Annotated in this window: 18 protein-coding genes; 8 read left to right on the top strand and 10 right to left on the bottom strand. The window is 50.9% G+C overall.

Features of this window, described 5'->3' with window-relative positions; translation table 11 throughout:
• Positions 1–2 precede the first annotated feature (2 nt).
• Complete coding sequence (locus tag CRN96_RS07695) at positions 3–278, top strand: hypothetical protein (RefSeq protein ID WP_097040805.1); 276 nt, start codon at positions 3–5, stop codon at positions 276–278.
• Positions 279–324: 46 nt separating this feature from the next.
• Here CRN96_RS07695 and CRN96_RS07690 read toward each other — a convergent pair whose 3' ends face one another.
• The gene (locus CRN96_RS07690) at positions 325–1593 is read right to left on the bottom strand and encodes a lipid II:glycine glycyltransferase FemX (RefSeq protein ID WP_097040802.1); all 1269 of its coding nucleotides are present in this window, start codon (positions 1591–1593) and stop codon (positions 325–327) included.
• A gap of 59 nt (positions 1594–1652) precedes the next feature.
• Between CRN96_RS07690 and CRN96_RS07685 the strand changes: the two genes are divergently transcribed.
• Complete coding sequence (locus tag CRN96_RS07685; RefSeq protein WP_097040801.1) at positions 1653–1898, top strand: hypothetical protein; 246 nt, start codon at positions 1653–1655, stop codon at positions 1896–1898.
• Here the strand turns inward: CRN96_RS07685 and CRN96_RS07680 are convergent.
• From CRN96_RS07680 to CRN96_RS07665, 4 genes are all read right to left on the bottom strand, one after another.
• Positions 1883–2569 (bottom strand): VOC family protein, encoded by a 687-nt coding sequence (locus CRN96_RS07680; RefSeq protein WP_097040799.1) that lies wholly within the window; start codon positions 2567–2569, stop codon positions 1883–1885. The two genes, CRN96_RS07685 and CRN96_RS07680, sit on opposite strands and share 16 nt — an antisense overlap.
• A 94-nt stretch (positions 2570–2663) precedes the next feature.
• Positions 2664–3824, bottom strand: a complete 1161-nt coding sequence (locus CRN96_RS07675; RefSeq protein WP_097040797.1) for an ABC transporter ATP-binding protein — start codon at positions 3822–3824, stop codon at positions 2664–2666.
• Positions 3825–3861: 37 nt separating this feature from the next.
• On the bottom strand, positions 3862–4914 hold the full coding sequence (locus CRN96_RS07670; protein WP_097040794.1) for a GTPase domain-containing protein: 1053 nt from the start codon (positions 4912–4914) through the stop codon (positions 3862–3864).
• Between the two features lie 12 nt (positions 4915–4926).
• The gene (locus tag CRN96_RS07665; RefSeq protein WP_245844586.1) at positions 4927–5793 is read right to left on the bottom strand and encodes a DUF368 domain-containing protein; all 867 of its coding nucleotides are present in this window, start codon (positions 5791–5793) and stop codon (positions 4927–4929) included.
• A gap of 128 nt (positions 5794–5921) precedes the next feature.
• On the opposite strand from CRN96_RS07665, the gene CRN96_RS07660 reads away from it, so the two are divergent.
• The 3 genes from CRN96_RS07660 (at position 5922) to serA (ending at position 9778) form a co-directional block, all read left to right on the top strand.
• Positions 5922–6977 (top strand): AAA family ATPase, encoded by a 1056-nt coding sequence (locus tag CRN96_RS07660; RefSeq protein WP_097040792.1) that lies wholly within the window; start codon positions 5922–5924, stop codon positions 6975–6977.
• 88 nt (positions 6978–7065) lie between these two features.
• Entirely contained in the window at positions 7066–8196 is a 1131-nt protein-coding gene (locus CRN96_RS07655) for a pyridoxal-phosphate-dependent aminotransferase family protein (RefSeq protein WP_097040790.1), read from the top strand.
• Positions 8186–9778: a phosphoglycerate dehydrogenase gene (gene serA / locus CRN96_RS07650; RefSeq protein WP_097040788.1), complete on the top strand. Its 1593-nt coding sequence runs from the start codon at positions 8186–8188 to the stop codon at positions 9776–9778. The genes CRN96_RS07655 and serA overlap by 11 nt, the downstream gene beginning before the upstream one ends.
• A gap of 343 nt (positions 9779–10121) precedes the next feature.
• Here serA and CRN96_RS07645 read toward each other — a convergent pair whose 3' ends face one another.
• Positions 10122–11216: an HAD family hydrolase gene (locus tag CRN96_RS07645; protein WP_097040786.1), complete on the bottom strand. Its 1095-nt coding sequence runs from the start codon at positions 11214–11216 to the stop codon at positions 10122–10124.
• A 153-nt stretch (positions 11217–11369) separates the two neighbouring features.
• Here CRN96_RS07645 and CRN96_RS07640 point away from each other — a divergent pair, with 153 nt between their 5' ends.
• From CRN96_RS07640 to CRN96_RS07630, 3 genes are read left to right on the top strand one after another with little or no spacing between them, the layout of a single operon-like run.
• On the top strand, positions 11370–12329 hold the full coding sequence (locus CRN96_RS07640; protein WP_097040784.1) for an AAA family ATPase: 960 nt from the start codon (positions 11370–11372) through the stop codon (positions 12327–12329).
• Complete coding sequence (locus CRN96_RS07635) at positions 12319–13518, top strand: DUF58 domain-containing protein (RefSeq protein WP_097040782.1); 1200 nt, start codon at positions 12319–12321, stop codon at positions 13516–13518. The genes CRN96_RS07640 and CRN96_RS07635 overlap by 11 nt, the downstream gene beginning before the upstream one ends.
• A complete protein-coding gene (locus CRN96_RS07630) occupies positions 13515–14702 on the top strand; it encodes a hypothetical protein (protein ID WP_097040780.1) in 1188 nt (395 codons plus the stop codon). The genes CRN96_RS07635 and CRN96_RS07630 overlap by 4 nt, the downstream gene beginning before the upstream one ends.
• A gap of 19 nt (positions 14703–14721) precedes the next feature.
• Here the strand turns inward: CRN96_RS07630 and glnA are convergent, their stop codons facing one another.
• The 4 genes from glnA to CRN96_RS07610 all read right to left on the bottom strand — a co-directional run bounded on the left by glnA (position 14722) and on the right by CRN96_RS07610 (position 21159).
• Positions 14722–16059: a type I glutamate--ammonia ligase gene (glnA, locus tag CRN96_RS07625; protein ID WP_097040777.1), complete on the bottom strand. Its 1338-nt coding sequence runs from the start codon at positions 16057–16059 to the stop codon at positions 14722–14724.
• Positions 16060–16081: 22 nt separating this feature from the next.
• On the bottom strand, positions 16082–16411 hold the full coding sequence (locus CRN96_RS07620; RefSeq protein ID WP_097040775.1) for a MerR family transcriptional regulator: 330 nt from the start codon (positions 16409–16411) through the stop codon (positions 16082–16084).
• Positions 16412–16599: 188 nt separating this feature from the next.
• The gene (locus tag CRN96_RS07615) at positions 16600–19686 is read right to left on the bottom strand and encodes an efflux RND transporter permease subunit (RefSeq protein ID WP_179647147.1); all 3087 of its coding nucleotides are present in this window, start codon (positions 19684–19686) and stop codon (positions 16600–16602) included.
• A gap of 126 nt (positions 19687–19812) precedes the next feature.
• Positions 19813–21159 carry a sodium-dependent transporter gene (locus CRN96_RS07610; RefSeq protein WP_097040772.1) on the bottom strand — a complete coding sequence of 449 codons (1347 nt, stop codon included), beginning with the start codon at positions 21157–21159 and terminating at the stop codon, positions 19813–19815.
• Positions 21160–21455 lie beyond the last annotated feature (296 nt).

Below are 21455 nucleotides of genomic sequence, written 5' to 3'. Positions count from 1 at the left end.
ATATGAGAAGAGTCATATCTGTTCTGCTGATTCTGATGCAGCTGCTGTTCTTCCTCAACTATTTGATCAACGGAAGCATCATGCAGCTGAATCTGTATTTATGGATTTTCACGGCACTTTTCGGCGCGCTCGTCAGCTACCGGCTGTGGAGCAACGCGCCCCATATGCATGAAAGCGAGAAGCTTTATATGACCATGCGCATCTCCCTCTCCGTCGTGAGCGCCGCTTCAATCATCTTCATCCTGATGCTCATCATCGCAAGGCCCTACCTTCTGTAGGAGCACAATAAAGACACCGGACAGAATAACTCTGCCCGGTGTCTTTTCATGTCCTGTCTTTTTTCTCTTTCCTCAGCTGGTTCAGCCTGATCTTGCCTTTCTGGAAGATCGGCACGCCGACTTCCGCTGCCATATATAAAGGGCGTCTCAATATGAAGTCGAATTCCCCTATCTTCTCGGAAACTTCCGTACCCCATACTTTTTTGAACTGCCAGAGGCCGAAATGCGGTGAATCCTCTTCAGGCATCACGCTCACTCCGCCGAAGTCATACGTTTTTGCGCCCTTGTCCCTTGCATACTGCATCATGGCAAACTGCATATGATGATTCGGCAGATAATCCCTGTAGTCGTTCGAAGAGGCACCGTATAAATAATATGCCTTGTGCCCGGACAATGCGAGCAGGGCACCCGATAAGATGATGCCGTCGGGATGTTCACCTTTCAGCTCCTGCGCTTCTTTGAGCTGGCCTTCGAGCTTCGCTTTCCTGTTCTGAAGGTTCCTCAACTGATTGTCTTTTTTGCTGCCGTCCTTCTTCTTCTCCGCCTTCTGTGTTTCTTTATCCAGCTTCCCGAGGTCCGATTTTACGGATTCCTCCACTTTTGACGGGTTGAGCCGGACGAGGAACAGTTCCATATGGCCGTTCGGATTCAGGTGGTCATACATCGATTCGAAATAAGTGATGTCACGCGTGAGGAAGCCGTCACGCTCCCCCGTCTCCTTCATGAGGTCGACGAAGGTTGGCAGATCCTCACGTGATGCCTTGTAGACTTCCGTCCCTTTTTTCAGGGCACTGCGCACTTTCGTGCGGTTGTTACGTTCGAAACTCTGCAGCAGCGCCGCATCGTCTTTATCGATATCCGCCATCATCGTCTGGCGCGGCTGGATTGCATGCTTGCTCATGCCGTCATGGAAGCCGCGGTGTTTGAAACCGAGGACTTTCAGGTTTTCAAGCGCATCTTCATATTCCGACACCGGAATATCCGGGTCGATTTTGATCGCATAGGCTTTCTCTTCCTTTGCGATGACGACAGCTTCCTTCAGCATCGCCTCAACCAGCGCATGATCGTGATAGTCGCATACGAAACCGCGGGATATGTAGCACAGCGTCGCATTCAGCTTGGGCACTTTTTTGAATAAAAGTGTCGCAGCACCCCGGGTCTCCGAGGATGCATCCGCAATTGCGAACCGTCTGAAATACCACCCCGTCAGCTTCTTCGACGCCGCCCAGTCCGTCAGTTGGAGCAGGTCGCCGTTCGGATGATCTTCTATGAACCGGTTATGTTCTTCTTCACTTAAATGCAATCGTTTATACATAGTTATCTCCAATCCAAAAAATCTGTTATAATTCCAGTTATGAAAGGTGGCGTAACTTTATGAGAATCATCATATTAAGTATTTTAATACTGCTCAATGCGGTCAGCATGATCGAAATGGGCCAGTACTTCGATTCAGGCTTCATCCAGCTGTTGAGCGTCCGTATTATCCTTGCCGTGATTTCATTGATCTTATCCATCGTGTACCTCCTGGTCGGCGGTACAAAAGCATTGAAGCTCACCGGCATCGTGACCGCCCTCATCGCCCTTTCGCATCTCGTATTCATGCTTTATATAAACTTATAATCCGCACCCAGATACTCACCGCTTTCACCGGCTGTACCGATTTCGATCGACATGGCCGGCTGATTGCCTTCTTCCAGTTCGATCACTGTATGGTCATCGATATTACCCTGCCAGATGCCGATGACATCGAAGAAAGCCTGCCACTCGGCAGCATCCTTCACTGTCTGCCGTATCCTGAGCGGTGCCGGCTCCATTGATGCCCCGAAACCTTTGATCCGTTCCCTTCTTGCATCATCATCCTCTTCCCACTGTATGAAAAAAGGAAACATATGCTGATCATGCATTATATAAAGCAGCGACCAGCGCAGCGTCTCCCCGCCGGTCACACGCTCCATATACAAGGGGCCGAATGTCTTGAACCCCTGTGCCCGGTAACGCTCGGACAACTTTACGATATCGTCGGTCGCCAGCGCATATCGGATGAAACCTTCCTTATAATTGCATTTGTGGATCGCCTTGGCGAAGGAATCTTCCGCTTCACGAAGGTGGTCGTGGAACACATTGCGGTCCTTTATCGTAAGATATTCGATATAACGCATGTCGATATAGGATAACAGGTTCTCCGTGCCAAGACGCTGGTGCACACCGCCGGAATGTATATCGAGCGGCACCTCTTCCCGTGCTGCTTCCAGATTGTTGACATAATGGATGATATGGTCGAACTGGATCATATTCTGCCCCCTCAAGCTTTTAGTATGGTCGTACCCTTCCTGACAACAAAAGCCGGCATGAACACCTTGGCATCCCGTACCGGCTCGTTTTTATTCAGACTTTGATGATATCCGACCGGCCCTCTTTGAGCCGCTCCGCTTCCTTGGCGCGGTACTCCCGGCTCACTATCCTGTCCCCTGTCTCAGCGTCAAAAAAGTGGCCATTCTCCATATCGAATGCGAACTTCACCCGGTCGCCAGCCATTATATTATGCCTGGCATCCACCCTTGCGATGAATTCCTGGCCTTCATAATCCGCATAGAGCATGGTTTCGGAGCCATGCATCTCACTCACGCGGATCTCGACATCAAAACTTGCTTTCGATGCTTTGACATATTCCGCTTCATCCCGGATGTCTTCCGGACGGATGCCGAATTTGACCGGCTTGCCGTCGTACCCTTCATCCAGCAGCATCTCCCTTTTATCCCGGGGGATTTCAAAACGGGCATCCCCGATGGTCAGAACACCGCCGTCCATGCGGCCGTCGAAGATGTTCATTGCAGGAGAGCCGATGAATTCGGCAACAAAGACGTTCTCAGGCAGATCATAGACCTCTTTCGGCGTACCGACCTGCATGATGTTGCCCTCGTTCAGCACGACGATCCTTGTCGCCATCGTCAATGCCTCTGTCTGGTCGTGGGTGACGTAGATCGTCGTCGTCTCAAGACGCTTGTGCAGTTTGGTGATCTCGGCACGCATCTGGACGCGGAGCTTTGCATCGAGGTTAGATAAAGGTTCATCCATCAGGAAAACCCCGGCATCACGCACAATCGCCCTGCCGAGTGCGACACGCTGCCGCTGGCCGCCCGACAATGCTTTCGGCTTCCGGTCGAGGTACTTTGTGAGCCCGAGTATTTCCGCCGCTTCATGGACCTGTGCCTTGATATCCTTCTTCGGCGTCTTCCTGAGCTTCAGGCCGAAGGCCATATTGTCATACACGCTCATATGCGGATACAGCGCATAGTTCTGGAAGACCATCGCAATATCCCTGTTCTTCGGTTCGACATCATTCATCCTTTTGCCGTTGATGTATAATTCGCCGTCGGTGATTTCCTCAAGCCCTGCAATCATCCTGAGCGTCGTCGACTTCCCGCAGCCTGACGGGCCGACGAAGACGATGAACTCCCCGTCGCCGATTGTGAGATTGAAATCCCTTACCACTTCCGGGCCGTTGTCATACACTTTTCTGATATTTTCGAGCTTCAACTCTGCCATATTATAATCCCCTTATTATATTATAGAAAGCATTTACTTATGATCGTCCCCCGGCTTCCTTCAAGTGCTTCGCCAGTACTTCACCCGCCATATCGTTCATGGCACGGACGTATTCAAAGACACCCCGCAGCACGGGATAGACCGTCCTGATGCCGGCCTCGCCGAAAGTCGAGAGGACGAATGTAATGACATTCAGCTTACGCACTTTCAACACGGTGGATATAAGCGTCGTGAGCGGACCGATCATCTTCCTGTAGTTGCCTGCCACTTTACCTGTATCCTTCGCCTGATTGACGAACTCCTTGACTCTTGGCATCGACATGCCGATGAACCCGGCATCTTCCTCATCCAGATGGAAATGGCCTGCCGTCTTCTGTTCGATCGCTTTGAACTCCCTGCTCAATATCAAGTCCTTAAAGCCCGGGGTGAGCAGTCTCGCGCCGAGGGTGCTGCTCTTTTTATTGAGGAATTTATCGAAATACCTGGAATTGCGGAGCCTTTTTTGGAATTCTTCATCCTTTGAATCGAAGTACGCATCGATTTCTTCTTTGAGCGTATCGATGCCTGTACCGTCCTTGACGCTGACGAAATGATATTTAAGAGGATCTTTGATGATTTTCTTGAATGTGACATGCAGTTCAGAATTCTTCTCCTGCTTGAGCAATTCGCGGTCGTAGGCGCCCGATACGTCGATGAGTGCGTCCAGCTTGCTGTATACGAAAGTGATTTTAGTTTTATTTTTGGCAAGGAACCTGATCACTTTTTCATCCGCTTCCCTGATCTTCGAGGAGAACACATACAGTACATGCTTCACCTTATGCTTTTTCAGCAGTTTCTTATATTGCGCAGGCGAAAATTCCGTCGTGCCGACACCCGGGAAATCCAGCAGTTCACCGTATCTGCCATAGCGGTAGCCTGCGACATCCCTTGTCGCATCGGTCTCCGTCGATATATGGGGGTCCCCGCCCGTCAGCGCATGGATCAGCGCGCTCTTTCCGGCGTCCACCTGTCCCGCGACCGCAATGCGGTAATCTATCGTCCCGCGTATATAATCGTAAAATTCTTCCACCAACGGATGTTGCTGTGTCATCATGTCACCCCATCATATAGTTTCATTATTTTTGCTGCCCATATATGTACTTATTGACAATCCGGCAGCAAGTGAAACAATTGAAGCGATCCATGTGCCCGCCGCATCCGGCAACCCGGGATAGAGCGGGAAGACCGAACCGAACAGGAGACCTATGATGGCTGCATACATGATGTAAGTGTAATTCCTGAGCAGGAACTGGATCCCCCTGCTTGCGAGCAGCAAGCCTGAAACGATGCCGAGCCCCGTCGCGATCAGGATCGGCAGCACACTGAAGTTGAATGATGTGAATTCGCTGATGGCCCTCATGATGACGGGATAGGCGCCGAGGATCAGCAGCATGAGCGAACCTGATATGCCCGGCAGCAGCATGACGGCTGAAGCAAGCATCCCGCTGAAAAACAACCCGATCATCACCGGCACCGAAATGTCGATGCTCTCCGCCGGCGCTGCAGCATCGTTGACCGTCGACATCCAGTACAGGAGGACGATCACCAGCCCCATCACTATGTAGTGGGCCGGCCTGAACTCGGTTTTGTAGCTCGAAATGCTGAACATCATAGGGATGACGCCGAGCACCATGCCGATGAAGAACCAGTGCGTCGGGACCATGTGTTCGGTCAGCAGATAATCCATCAGGGACGACATCGTAAGTATCGCCACACCCATGCCGATGACAAGGGGCAGCAAATATAACACCGCAGTCTTGAAGTGCCTGGAGACGATGCGGCTGATCGCCCCAAGGAATTGTTCGTATATACCTAAAAGCAATGCCATCGTACCGCTGCTGACACCCGGGATGATTTCGCATATCCCCATTAAAAATCCTCTGAAGAGGTTCGTCCATCTAAACATCTCTCTGCCCCGCCATTCGATCATGAAGTCTCCTCATGATGCTTTTATTGATTCCATTATAGAACGATTGTAGCATAAATAGACTCAATTTTTCAGAAATTATGCGTATAATGGAGGGTGAATGCGATTATCAATGAACAGGAGTTGTGCATATGAAAAAACTGGGCGTTTATTTCGGTACATTCGCACCATGCCATGTGGGTCATTTCGAACAGATCATCCGTGCCAAAAGGGAGAATGATCACGCGCTCGTCATCGTCAGCGGCTACGCAGGCGACCGCGGGGACGAATACGGGATGTCTTTGAACCACAGGGTGAAGGCGATGCGGCAGCTGTGTGCCGGAGATGAGAATGTCACGGTCCTGAAGCTCGATGAGACGGATATCCCCCGCTACCCGGAAGGCTGGAGACTCTGGCTGGAAATGATGGCGGACCTGATAAGGGACGGGACGCCGGAGCATGCCGGAGATTTCGGCTCACTGACGTTTTATGTCGGTGAAGAGGAATACATCGGGCCGCTCGAGGAGTTTTATTCCCGGAAATGGGAAGACGTCCCGGTAAGTGTCACGCTTGTGGACAGGGCGCTGCTCAGGATCAGCGGCACAAACATCCGTGAAGCGGCGCTCATCAACTGGGATTATGTGACACGTCCGTTCCGCCGCTTCTTCGTTCAGAATGTCCTCATCCTCGGGGCGCCCGGTACCGGCAAATCGATGCTCGTCAAAGATCTCGCCCGCCGCTATTCAACGAGCTATTCCGTCGAATATAAAAAGGAATACTTGAAAGCGCACCAGGTGGGCGAAGATGAGCTGGATGCCAAGGATTTCCATGCAATCGGCATCGGCCAGTTCGATCTGAACCGCAGGCACATCCATTCGCCTGCAACACGTAAAGCTTTTTTCGCAGATACCGATGTCATGACCGCCAAGGTGATGACTCAGCTGTCCGATTCGAATGAAGCATCAAGAAAACTCTACGAAGTGTTCGACTATTACATCCAGCTGCAGAACTGGGCGCTCATCCTGCTGCTTCCACCGGCGGATGATGATGAATATGGGCATACACTTTACCGGGCGTTGAAAGATGAGATTGCACACAACAACCTCACCGCCGTCACCCGTGAATTGAAAGGGGATTCATACAGGGATATTTACCGTGAGGCGCATTCACTAGTCGACGGAATGCTCGCAGAAGGCAAAGATAATTGAATAATCATTTTATATTTTCGTAAAATTACGATATTATGGAACTTAGTAAAATACATAGGAGGAATTCATTTTGTTTAAGAAGTTGCTTATGACACCCGGCCCCACCCCGATTCCAGAAAAAGTGAACCAGCGCATGGCAGAAGGCATGATCGGACACAGGTCCGGAGACTTTTCCGAATTGATGCGCCGCATCAAGCCAAAGATCAAAGATGTATTCGGCACGAAAGATGATGTCGCAATCCTGTCCTCCAGCGGGACGAGCTCGCTTGAAGCTGCGATGGTCAACCTGGCGGCGAAGGATGAAAACGTCGTCGTCATCGTGAGTGGTGCATTCGGTGCACGTTTTGAAGCCATAGCAAAAACCTATCCATACAATGTCCACACTTACGAAGTGGAATGGGGTGAAGCGGCGGACCCTGCCGACTTCAGGGAATTCCTGAACAAGCTGGATGATGTCAAAGTCGTCGTCTCCCAGGCTTGCGAAACTTCGACTGCAGTGCTCCATCCGGTGACCGAGCTTGGTGAAATCGTCAAAGATTACGACGAAGATGCCCTGTTCATCGTGGACGGCGTGAGCAGCGTCGGCGGCATGAAGTTCAATATGTCGGAGTCGAAGATCGACTGCCTGATTTCTGGCAGCCAGAAAGCACTGATGCTCCCTCCGGGACTTGCATTCGTCGCGATGAATCAGAATGCACGCCAGAAGATGAAAGACAATGACCTTCCAAGGTTCTACCTCGACTTGAACCAGTACTTCGATTCACTCGATAAAGATACGACCCCGTTCACTCCGGCGGTCTCCCTGATCCAGGGGCTTGAGGCTGTGCTCGATTCAGTTGCGGAGGAAGGGCTTGAAAATGTTTATGACAGACATGCCAAAATGCGGGATATGCTGAGGGCGGGACTCAGGGCGCTGGATCTCGGATTGCTCGTGGAAGATGAATATGCATCGCCTACCGTTACGGCGTTCAAATCCACGTCTGACGAGCTTTCTCACATCAAAGACGAGCTCAAGAATAACTTCGGAATAACGATAGCCGGCGGCCAGAAACATCTGAAAGGACAAATTCTCCGTATCGGCCATATGGGATATATGTTCCCTTCCGATATCATCGTCGTGCTCGGTGCGCTGGAAGGCATCTTATCCAAATACAGACAAAATGATTATTATGGAAAAGCAATCAAGGAAGCTCAGGAGGTATTTTTCAATGACTTATAAAGTTCTTGTCCTGGACCCGGTAAGTGAGGATGGCATCAGCGAACTGCTTGAACATCCGAATTATCAGGTGGACGTCAACACCGGTCTTACAGAAGATGAGATCATAGAAATCATCTACGACTATCATGCAATCGTCGTACGCAGCCAGACGAAAATCACCGAAAATATCATTCAACGCGCACGGCACTTGAAGGTGATCGCACGCGCGGGCGTCGGCGTGGACAATATCGATATCGATGCAGCCACGAAATTCGGCGTGATCGTCATCAACGCCCCGGACGGCAACACCATCTCCGCCACTGAACATACGTTGGCGATGATGCTGTCATTGTCACGCGACATCCCGGAAGCGCATAAGGAACTCTCCGAAGGTACGTGGAACCGCGGTGCACATAAGGGCGTCGAACTCTACGGCAAAACGCTCGGCATCATCGGTGTCGGCAAAATCGGCTTCGGCGTCGCACGCCGTGCACAAGTGTTCGGCATGAATGTCGTCGCTTTCGACCCGTACCTTTCCGATGAAAAGGCGAAAGAGTCCGGAATCGAGAAGCTTGAAGTGGACCAGATTGCTGAAGTGGCGGATTTCGTCACCGTCCATACACCGCTCACACCGCAGACCAAAGGCATCGTCGGCAAATCTTTCTTCGAAAACTGCAAGCCCGGCCTGCGCCTTGTCAACGTCGCACGCGGCGGCATCATCGATGAAGCGGATCTGCTCGAGGCGCTGAAGGCCAATAAGATCGGCGGTGCAGCACTCGATGTATTCGAAGAGGAGCCCCCGACCAATATGGAGCTCCTGTCCCATCCGTCCGTCGTCGTGACACCGCACCTTGGTGCTTCCACAATCGAGGCACAGGAGAAGGTCGCAGTGAGCGTTTCCCGGGAAATCATCGAAATACTTGAAAACAACACAATCATACATGCAGTCAACGCACCGCGCATGAGTGAGAATATCAACAGGGAACTCCAACCATACATCAATATTGCGAGCCATATGGGATCTGTCGGCATCCAGCTGATGAATAAGCCGCCGAATGAGATCCGCTTGAAGTATCACGGCGATATTGCTGTCGACGATACGAGCATGCTGACCCGCTCATTCATCGCGAGCATGCTCCGTCCGCATTTCGGGGAAAGCGTCAATATCATCAATGCGCTTTATTTCCTCCAGGAGCAGGATGTCACGTATAAAGTCGAAAAGAAAGGCAAGACCAAAGGATACAACAACTATCTGGAAGTAGAACTCGCGAACGCTGATGAAGACCTCGTGCTCGGAGCAAGCGTCCTCGATGGCTACGGGGAGCGTATCGTGAAACTCGACGATTACCAGGTCGACATCAAACCGACCCAGCATATCCTTGTCATCAATCATATCGACCGTCCCGGCATCATCGGCGATATGGGCATGATACTCGGCAAACACCAGGTCAATATCGCGAGCATGCAGCTCGGCCGTTCAAACGAAGGCGGTGCGGCATTGCTGTCACTCTCACTCGACTCACGGGTGAGCGATGAGGCCCTGGTCGAACTCAGTGTTATAGAAGGCTTCAGGGATGTTAAGCAGGTGGACCTGCAGATCTGATTTTGAATGATATGGAAAAGAGAAGTTCACGGTGAACTTCTCTTTTTTGTTGTTTGAAGTGGGACGCGGCCGATTTGAGAACTCTGATATAGGTGGTGAGATCGGATTCTGAGGCGTCATCCGATTTGAAAGCCTTGATATGGGGGGTTGAGATCGGATTTGAGGTCTGATTCCGATCTGGATTCATTAAAACGCACCGTGAGACCGGATTTGGTGCGGGATTCCGATTTGGCGCCACCTGAATATCCATCGAAATCGGATTAGAAAATCCCCAATATCCTGCGAGCAAATAAAAAACCGCTGGAGACCTTATTCGGGTCTTCAGCGGTCTTTATTCATCCAATCATTTAACCATATTTTCAACAGAGAGCACATCCGGCACGAGGTTCTCACGTGAGACACCGAGGTCGGTGAATGTCGGGATGATGTCATCGCCGGTCAGGCCGGTGAGTGTACCGATGAATTCGACTTCCATCTTGTCAGCGCAGAAAAAGTCTGCAACGGAGTCGCCGACGACGTACACTTTCTCATCGGAGATGTTCTCGCCTTTAACGGCTTCTTCGAAATATTTTTCATCCTGGGCGTACAGCGTCCATAAATAGCTGTACGGATGGGGCTTGGAGAGCTGGCGTTCCACGCCTTCCACGGCTTCTGCCTCTTTCACTTCGGAGGCGGTGGAGATCCTCTCGTCTTTGAAGTACTCAAGCAGTCCTGCCGCCTCGAAAGGTATGAGTGTCTCTTCTCTTGAGCGGCCGGTTGCGATACCGATCGTGAGATTCCGGTCGATCAGGTTCTGAAGCATCTTTTCAAGGTCTTCGACCGGCGCAAGCCATTCTTCCTGATGGAGGAAGCCTTCCTTGTCGCCTTCGATCGGCAGCGTGCTGCCCTTCATCCGCTCACTGCCAAGGTACCATTCCTGATACACGTGCTGTCCGAGCAGCCACAGTGTGCTGTTCGTCCTGAAGTCATCCTCTTCATTTAAGAATTTCAAAGATGTTGCATAGTTGACGAGACCTTCGTAAATCGTCTCTTTAGTGTATTCATCGCCGTCAAGGAATTCCAGAACTTTTCCATAATCGGGCTCGACATCGCCAAGCATCTCACCGATGCCGTATAAGTCATTGATATCCACATTGCTTATATTGATACCCGAGTCTTTAAGCAGATTGATATAAACGATTGAGAACGTGATATAGAGCATATCCCAATTCGAGTTCAGTCCCATTTCCTTATAGCGGCTTAAAACTTCATCATCCAGAAAGATTTTACTTCTGATTTCTGCAATCTCCTCATCCGTATAGGACGTTTTGAATTTTTCCTGGGTCAGGTTCAAATACCTCGGATTGAAAAGCAGTTCATGCACGGATAGAGCAGAAACATCAAAACATCTTTCCTCACTCAAAAATACACCGTCAACATCAAAAATTACAACGGACATAATGCGCCTCCTTCAAAGCGGGTTTTTTCGTCATGATTAACTAAATTTTCTCATAGAAGCGACAAAAAGTCGAATACTATTCCATTTATTCATTCTTTATAGTTCCATGTTTGGTATAATATCAACTAAATTTACAAATAAAGGGGAATTCACATGTCAGTGGCTGGTTATCTGAATGATTTGAAGAAGGAAATAGGCAAAGTGCTCGTCGGACAGGAGGAGGTGATCGACCTTATCTTCATCAGCATCATCCAGAAGGGGCATATTTTATTCGAGAGTGTGCCCGGCACCGGGAAGACCGTGCTCGCAAAGTCGATCTCCAAAGTGCTCGGCGGCGACTTCTCGAGGGTGCAGTTCACGCCGGATGTCCTGCCGACGGATATAACGGGGATGAACATCTATAATCCGAAGACGCAGGCGTTCGAATTGAACCGCGGACCGGTCATGACGAACATCCTCCTTGCCGATGAAATAAACCGCGCCACCCCGAGGACACAGTCGGCCCTCCTTGAAGTGATGGAGGAGGGGCAGGTGACGATCGACGGCGTCACCCATCCGGTCGATTCGCCTTTCATCGTGCTCGCCACCCAGAATCCGATTGAATCGAAGCAGGGCACGTTCGACCTGCCTGAAGCGCAGATGGACCGCTTCTTCCTGAAAATCGATCTGGGCTACCCTTCTTTCGAAAATGAAATGACAATGCTTGATCTGCACAGGGGGGACGGTCCCCGTGATGCCATCAATCAGGTTCTGTCGCTTGATATCATCAGGGAAATGCAGGCTGAAGCCGGGAAAATACATATCAACCGGACAGTAAAGGATTACATCATCAACCTCGTCCACCGGACAAGGGCCCATGAACATATCGCGCTCGGTGTCTCACCGCGCGGGACGATTGCGCTGATGCAGGCGGCGGTCGGTGCTGCACTGATCAATGGCCGGGACTACGTCACGCCGGATGATGTGAAATACATTGCACCCTACGTGCTGACACACCGCATCGTCTTGAACATCGAAGGGATGACGCTCACTTCGGAAAAAGAAGTCATGGACCGCATCCTCAAGAGTACGGAAGTGCCGGTCGAATACGGAGTTGAAAGAGATGAAGTATAAGAGGCAGCATACCGAATCAAAGATGGCATCGGCCCTTTTCTCCATCATCGCCGTCATGGTCATATTCGATCTGCTGTATACCGCGCAGCTGAATGCATGGCTGCAGCTCATCATCGGAATCACCGCCGCAATGGCCCTGTTGAATTTATTTCATGAAAAAAATGTCGCAAAACACCTCACCGTTGATGTGATGCCGGGAGAACTCAGAAAGTATAAGGGGCAGGAAGACGTCCTGTATCTGCAAGTCACCCAGCGCGGCCGCCTGCCGGTGTTGTCTGCAGAGATCACCATCACCGCAGGGGATGATATTGCCTTTTATAACGATGAGTCATTGAAAATCAGGAACGTCACCGAGACTTCCCGCATTTTTTCAGTATTTCCCGGGAAATCGACGACCATCGAAATTCCCTTCAAAGCCGTTCACAGGGGCACCAGCAAAATCATCGAAACCAAAATCGCCGTACCGCGCATATTCGGTTTCGGTCATATCAAGCTTGAGCAGGCCGGCTCCGCAAATCATGAAATACTGATTTATCCGGACCGCTACGCACTGCATAACCGGTCTTTGAAGGCAAAGATTGAACAAGGCGCATACAGGGATAAGAACACATTTTTCCACGATCCCCTCCTCACCACCGGCAGCCGCCCGTATGAGACGACCGACTCTCTCAGGGATGTACACTGGAAATTGAGCGCCCGCAGCGGTGAACTGATGACGCGGGAATATGAAAAGACGACGCATATGTCATGGCTTTTCCTCATCAACCTGCGCTCTGATAAGTCATTTGCCCCGCCTGCCGATATAGAGGTCACTTTCGAAAAGCTGGCCTTCATCTTCGGGACGATGGCCGAAGATGGCATACCGTACAGGATCATGGCCAATATGCGCACTTTCGACCGGCACCAGTTTTTCACGCTGGATGAAAGTTCCGGAAAACTCCATTACCGTCATGCCCTGGAGGCGCTCGCGAGGATAAAGACCGTCACTTACACGATCAGTTTCGACCGTTTCCTGAAATTCGTGAAGCAGTCTGACAAAATGCCCACCCACCTTATTTTCACAGGTGAAGCGGATCCTCTCATCATGGCGGAACTCAAATATTACATAGAACAAGGGACAGCTGTCTACCAGCTGGATGAACATGGCCTCGAACCATTCAAGTATGGCAGGAAGGAGGCGGTGACGTGAGCAGGATAAAATACCATGCTTCATTCCTGCATGCCTTCCTTGTCGAAATGGCATTGTTATTGTCGGTATATCTCTTTTTAAACATCCATAATGTGGCGGGCGACCGGGATCATGTGCTGTTCTTCCTTGCTGTTGTGCTGGCGCAGTATCTCGCAGGCCATCTGATTGCAGCAAGACTGCCGGTGAAATATATTTATTTACTGGTGCCCGTGACCCTCGCTGCCGCGCTCTTCAGCGGTGATTATTTCTTATCCGCACTGCTCATCAGCACCATTCCGGTGTGGCGCCTTGAACAGCTGCACTACAGCCTGGATGAAACCATTGCTCCCGGTACGGTGATCGCCGGTCTGGTCTGGCTCATCATCATCACGATGATCTCCACGCCTGAAACCGATGCGCACATCGCTACTTTCAACATCATATTCATCGCCTCACTCGCAGGATACATCACAGGGAGGATCCTTACATTGGCACTGGACAGCGGGTACGGTAAGCGGCCTTATATCAGGCTGACTTCGTTCCTCATCCTGGCCTTCATCACCCTGGGCATTGTGCTGATGCAGATGTACCGGCTTGCTGTGTTTATTTTGAGCTATGCGGTCATCTTCCTCCTGAATGCAATGGTGTTCATGCTGAGGCCCTTTTTCGACTTTCTGGAAGGCGTGGAGCTGGATTACCCGGAAGATGCCTTCCAGGAGGATGAAGCGGAGCTCGACGGCTATCAGACACCGGATGAAGTGGCATCAGAGACGGGCCAGGTGCTCGGCATCCCCTTTGGGGCGATCCTTCTCACGCTGGTGGCGGCTGCCGTCATTTTCGCCGTTTATTCGTATTTCAGGAAGCGGGAATCCCGCACACGGGAAGTGCATGTACAAGAGACGCCGCACACGGTAAACCATACGCCCGTGAATGCGCCGGCGTCCAAAAAAGCGCCGCCCGGCAAAGCCCGCAGGATGTATTTTGATTTTGAGAAATGGGCCGCTTCAAAAGGATACGGCAGATACACCGATGAAACGATCGAGCAGTGGTTCAAGCGGCTCCGCCTTCACGAGCACACTTCCATATCAAAGCTCGGACATTACCAGGCCATGCGTTATAAGGACCAGGCACTGACCCATGAGGAGCTTGAAGATCTGAAGACATATATCCGTGAGTTTAAAAATATCCTAAATAAAAAAGCCTGATTCCTCAGGCTTTTATTCATCAATACTGGTTCAAATACTGGTCGACTTCCCATTCTGAAATCTGGGCACGGTACATGTCCCATTCCACGGTTTTATTGCTGTAGAACTGCCTCATGATGTGCGGACCGAGTGCATCCTGCACCACCGCATCTTCCTTCAGCGCTTTCAGTGCCGTATACAGAGTGGAAGGCAGGTCTTCGACACCGAGTGCCTCACGCTCTTCCCTTGTCATTTCATAAAGGTTCACATTGATCGGCTCCGGCAGACCGATCTCATTCTTGATGCCGTCAAGGCCCGACTTCAAAATGACGGCAAGTGCCAGATAAGGATTTGCCGCAGGATCCACTGAACGGATTTCCGCCCTTGTGGACAGCTTCCTTGATGAAGGGATCCTGAGGAGCGGTGAGCGGTTCTTGCCGCTCCATGCGATGTAGCTCGGCGCCTCGTAACCCGGCACCAGACGTTTATAGGAATTGACGATCGGGTTGCAGACCGCCGTGAATCCTCTCGCATGCTTCAGTATGCCGCCCATGAAATGGCGCATCTCCTGGCTCAGGCCGAAACTGTCATTCTCATCATAGAACGCATTCTCTTCGCCCCTGAAGAGTGATACATTAAAGTGCATGCCGCTGCCGTTGATGCCGAAAAGGGGCTTCGGCATGAATGTCGCATGCAGATTATGCTTCCTCGCGACCGTTTTGACGATCAGTTTAAATGTTTGTATGTTATCACATGCACTGATTGCATCCTCATATTTGAAGTCGATTTCATGCTGTCCCTGGGCCACTTCATGGTGGGAAGCCTCGATTTCAAATCCCATGTCCTCGAGCTCAAGCACGATGTCACGCCTGCAATTCTCACCGAGATCCGTCGGTGCTAGATCAAAATAACCACCCTGGTCGTTCAGTTCCCTTGTCGGGTGACCATTTTCATCCAGTTTAAATAAAAAGAATTCCGGCTCCGGACCGAGGTTGAATGCCGAATATCCCATCTCTTCCATTTCCTTCAGCACACGCTTCAAATTTGAGCGCGGGTCCCCTTCGAACGGCTCGCCGTCCACTGTATAAATATCGCATATCAATCTTGCGACTTTCCCTTTCCCTGCCGTCCACGGGAAGATGGACCATGTTTCGAGATCCGGCTTCAAATACATATCGGATTCCTCGATGCGCACAAAACCTTCGATGGAAGAGCCGTCGAACATCATTTCACCGTCGAGTGCCTTATCCAGCTGTCTTATGGGCACTTCAACATTCTTGATCGTACCGAGTATATCCGTAAACTGCAATCTGATGTACCTGACATTTTCATTTTCGGCGATGCGCTTGATGTCATCCCTCGTGTAATTGTTCTTCATCCATTCACTCTCCCTCTTATTTCTAGAAAAATCTTGATAAATCCCCGCGGTTTGGCAGCGTCCTGTTCAGTTCTTTGTAATTCAGTATTTCACCAGCCGGGTGGCTTTCATCTCTGCCGAGTATCTCCCCGATCCGTTTCATCGTGAACCCCTTCTCCATCAGCATCCTGATGGTGAGCAGCCTTTCAAAATCATTCATCGAGAAGAGGCGGTGATTGCCCTCACTCCTTGCGGGCGTAATCAGTCCGGCCGCTTCATAATGGCGGATTTGACGCGCGGTCAATCCAGTCAATTTCATCGCTGATGACATTGGGAATACGGGAGCATTTCTTCGACTTTCATCATTGTTCATGATCACCACTCCAACTATGGGGAAAATAATAACACATTTTTTTCCATCCACAAAATCGATGTCAGATTATCTGACATCGGTCTAATTATATAGAAAAACAACCTGCAGGTATATCATTTTCAACATCAAAAAACGCACCGGATCCACCGGACGGTCCCGTGGATCAAATGCGTCTTTTATTTGTGATATCACCTGTTGAACTTATCCCGGTTCTTTTTACGGTTCATCGTCAAAGTCTCTTTTGTGAACAGCGAGTAGACGACAGGGACGATGACCAGTGTCAGGAGCGTGCTCGCAAGCAGCCCGCCGATGACACTGATGCCCATCGGCTGGTTGATTTCGGAACCTTCACCGAGTCCGATGGCGATCGGCACAAGCCCGAGTATCGTCGTGAAAGCCGTCATGAATATCGGCCGTGTACGGACATCGACCGCTTCGATGATCGCTTCATAGGCATTCATGCCGCGTGCCCTCAGCTGGTTGATGAAGTCCACGAGGACGATGCCGTTGTTCACCACGATGCCGATCAGTACGAGCATCCCGATGAACACCGGTACACTCAACGGTGTATCGGTCAGCCACAACCCGAGCATGACACCGACGGCGGAAAGCGGGATCGTGAACATGATGACGAACGGATACTTGAATGATTCGAATTGGGCCGCCATGACGAGGAATACGAGTATGACCGCAAGTATCATGGCCATGATCATATCCATGATGGAGTCTTCGATCAGCTCCTGGTCCCCCGTGAATGACAGATTGCTGCCGGCGGACAAGTCCAGTCCGTTCACGATATCCTGCATCTCGGTCACCGCTTCCGATAAGTTAGCACCCGGTTCAAGTTCCAGTTCATACTGGTAGGCATGCTGGCCGTTGATCCGCTCGACGGCGGACGGGGCCGGCTGCCTGTCGACCGTCGCCACTTCATCCAGCGTCACAGCACCTTCTTCCGTCCTCGAGATCACCATATCTCCGAGGGCCTCCTCCGAGTCCACATCTTCATCCGGCAGCGTCATGCGCACCATCAGATATTCCTCCGCGCTCTCGTCGAGGACCAGGAAGACATCCATGCCGGTCGTCATGTTATTGAACGTACTTGCCACTTCGGAGGCAGCGAGGCCATTCTCAAAAAGTGCATCATGATCCAGCGTGATGGCAAGTTCATCTATCGTATCGGTCGTGTTGTTCGACACTTGGGTGACGGAGTCCATTTCACCGAGCGCCCTTGTGATCTTCTCTTCATCTTCCTCCAGGTCCTGCTCGCTGCTGTTCATCAGGTCAAATGTCAATACGGAGGAATCGGTGCCGGTGGAAGTGGTCGTCATCATGCTGACCTCGGCATCCTCGACGTGGCTTTCCGCGATGCTCTGCAGCTCTCCGCCGACCTCATCCGCCACTTCATTGGTCGAACGTTCACGTTCATCCGGGGGCACCGTCGTCACATAGATCGAGCCCTGCGAGGCTTCCCCGCCGGCCCCGATGCCGCTCGTATCAGATGCACCGGCCATTGCAAGGAAGACATCGACCTCTTCGATGCCGAGCAGATAATCCTCCATCTCCAGTAGTGCCGCTTCGGTCGTTTCCAGGTTCGTACCAGAAGTCATGTCGATATTCGCTGTGAAGAAGCTCTCATCCGTTTCCGGCAGGAAAATCATGCCGGTGCGGTAAATACCGAAAGCACCGAGCGCGACCAGGGCACCTACAATCAGGAACGTCAGCAGACGGAATCTCAAGGCGAATTTGAGCATCCTCTGGATTACACGGTTATATATGCTCCTGCGCCTTTTCTCCTCCATGGAAGTGTTCACGGTCTTCATGAATTTGCTCGCAAACATCGGCACAACGGTGAGGGCCACAATCAGGGAGGCCAGCAGACTGAATGCAACCGTCAGTGAAAACTGCGTGAATATCTGTCCGATGATCCCTTCGATGAACAATACGGGCAGGAAGACCGCAATCGTGGTGAATGTCGAAGCCGTGATCGCAGCCGCAACTTCCCGCGCCCCTTCATACGCCGCCTCTTTCGGCGTTTTCCCGAGGCCAAGATGCCGGTTGATGTTTTCAATCACGACGATGCTGTTGTCGACGAGCATCCCCACCCCGAGCGCAAGGCCGCCCATCGTCAAGAGGTTCAGCGTGAAATCAGAAAAATACATCAGCACGAATGTGAAGATGACCGAATACGGTATCGCGATGCCGATGATGATCGGACTCCTCACATTCCTCAGGAATAAGAATAAAACCACCATCGCAAAAACGGCACCGAGAATCAGCGCAGTGGCGATGTCCTGGATTGAGCGGTTTATGTAGTCACCCTGATCGAACAGTACATCCCCCTCAATCCCTTCGAACCTCGGTTCATCAAGCGTACTTTCAAGCACATCCAGAAATTCTCCCGAGACCTGTGATGTATTCCCGTTGGATTCTTCAAGCACATTGATCAGGACGGACGGGTTTTGGTTCGTCCTGGAGATCGTCTCCCCGCTGTCACTCACCCGGACAATTTCGCTGATCTCACCCAAAGTCACCTCTTCGCCGGCCTCCGGATCGATGGTGACCGGGAATGCCTCAAGATCTTCAATCGACTGCATCTGTGCCTGGATGCGTGTGGTGATGGATTCTGTGCCATCGCTGATCGTCGTACCCGGCAGCGATATATCACTCGAAGCGAGCATCTGCTGAAGCGTGCTCATCTCCAGCTGATAATTTTCCATTTCATCGGAATCCAGCTGTATTTCAATGGTTTCCGTGGTCAGACCTTCGGCATCGACGCTCGCCACGCCTTCGATCCGCTCCAGTTCCTCGCTCAACTCCTCCACCAGACCCTGGAATTCAAGCTCTTCCAGTTCGCTGCTGACGGACATCTGGATGATCGGCAGCTGTGACGGGTCGAATTTCAGGAAGCTCGGATCGCCGGCACCGTCGGGCAGCTGGACATTATCCAGCGCCTGGCTGATTTCCCCTTCCACATCATTGATATCCGTCGCCCAGCCGAATTGAAGGAGGGTCAGGCTTGAGCCTTCCTGGGCGGTGGAAGCCATCGTATCCAGTCCTGTGGTCGTAGATAAGCTCTCTTCAATCGGTATCGTGACCTGATCGTTCACCTCTTCAGGCCCGGCCTGGTCATATGTGGCAACGACGACGCCGATCGGCGGATTGATTTCCGGTATCAATTTCAGCGGTATGTTCACAAGTGACACTGCACCCAGCACGATGACCAGCAGCATCGTCACCATCGTCAGCACCGGCCGTCTGATAGAAAGCTTTATCATGGACTTCTCCCCCATTCATCCCTCTGGCTTAACCCCTCATATCAAATTTCATTTTACCACTTTTAATGTGAATTTACTAAATACAATAAAAAAAGCGTCAACCTTGAATGGTTGACGCCTGTAGGTTTAAAAGAAGTTCAGGAGGTTCGCTGCGAACACCAGTATGATGATGACCGGCAGGATGAACTTCAACAGGAATATCCATGCCCGGAAAAGGGGGTACATGGCAGTGCCCTGAACGACACCGATCTGGTTTTTGATCGTTGAGTATTCCAGGATGTAGCCGACGAACACTGATGAAATCAGTGCGTTGAACGGAAGCATGATGTTGGAGACGAGGAAGTCCACATTATCGAAAATCGTCCCTGCAAAGAACTGCACCTCGTTCAGCACACCTTCGGACAGCGCGGAAGGGATGCCGATGATGAAGACGATGAGGCCGAATACATAAGCCATCGTTTTACGCCTGTTTTCGTTGCCTTTGATTGCGTTGGCTACATTGATCTCAATCATCGAGATGGCCGAAGTGAGCGTTGCGAACAGGAATGCGATCAGAAACAGTATGTAGAATACATTTCCAAGGGCAATCTCGCTGAAGACCTGCGGCAGCACGATGAATATCAGACCCGGACCGAACACGTTCTCCATTTCAAATGAAGCGATTGCCGGGAATATCGCAAGGCCCGCCATCACTGAAATCACGACGTTCATCAGTACGATGTAAAGCGCCGACTGCGTCAGATTGTGCGTTTTATCAAGGTATGAGGCATAGGTGATCATCGTCGTCGCACCGATGCTGAGTGCAAAGAATGACTGGCCGAGCGCATACAGCACCGCTTCGGAGTTGATGTTCTCAAACGACGGCCTCAGGAAAAATTCCACACCCTCCATCGCACCCGGCAGCGTGAGTGAACGGATGATGATGATCAGAAACAGGATGAACAATAAAGGCATCATGATCTTCGATGCACGTTCCAGACCTTTCTGGACGCCCTGGGCGACGATCAATACAGTAAGCAGTATAAATACGCCCTGCCCCAAAATGACATAGAGAGGATCCGTGACGACACGTCCGAACATCTCCCCGTAATCGGCAATCTGCAGCAGACCGACCGTATTGAAGAATGCCACCACAAGATAAAGCAGGATCCAACCGCCGATGACACTGTAGAATGACAGGAGGAGGATGACCGCTATATTACCGCTCCAGCCGAAAATCCGGTACCATCTTTTACCGCCGAGATATTCGAAACTCTCGATCGGGTTCCTCCCTCCTGCCCGTCCGATGACGAACTCTGATAAAAGCAGCGGCAGTCCCACAACAAGCGTGAACAATAGAAATATAAGAAGAAACGCCCCGCCGCCATGCTCTGCAGTCATATAGGGAAAGCGCCACAAAGCACCGAGACCGATCGCCGATCCGGCTGCAGCAAGTATGAATCCGATTTTAGAACCCCATTGAGATTTTTCCACGTCTTACCCTCCTGTAAAAAAGTTTAGAATAATTACATATGCTACCATATACAGCCCTACATGAACAGTAGGAAATTCAATCGGCATTCTGCTCATTTCCCTTGAAAATCGTCTTTGAATGAGCAGGATAAAGCAAATTCTGCTTACTCAACCTGAAAATCGTCGTCGAATGAGCAGAATAATAGGATTTCTGCTTATTGATTCCAAAATCTGCCCTTGAATGAGCAGACAAGAGCAAGTTCTGCTCACTTACTCCAAAATCTGCCCTTGAATGAGCAGACTCTTATATTTCCAGA

Origin of the sequence: Salinicoccus kekensis (genome assembly GCF_900220995.1) — a bacterium.
GTDB classification, from domain to species: Bacteria; Bacillota; Bacilli; order Staphylococcales; family Salinicoccaceae; genus Lacicoccus; species Lacicoccus kekensis.
The sequence above is the reverse complement of the archived record's forward strand: the minus strand, read 5'-3'. Positions and strand labels throughout refer to the sequence as shown.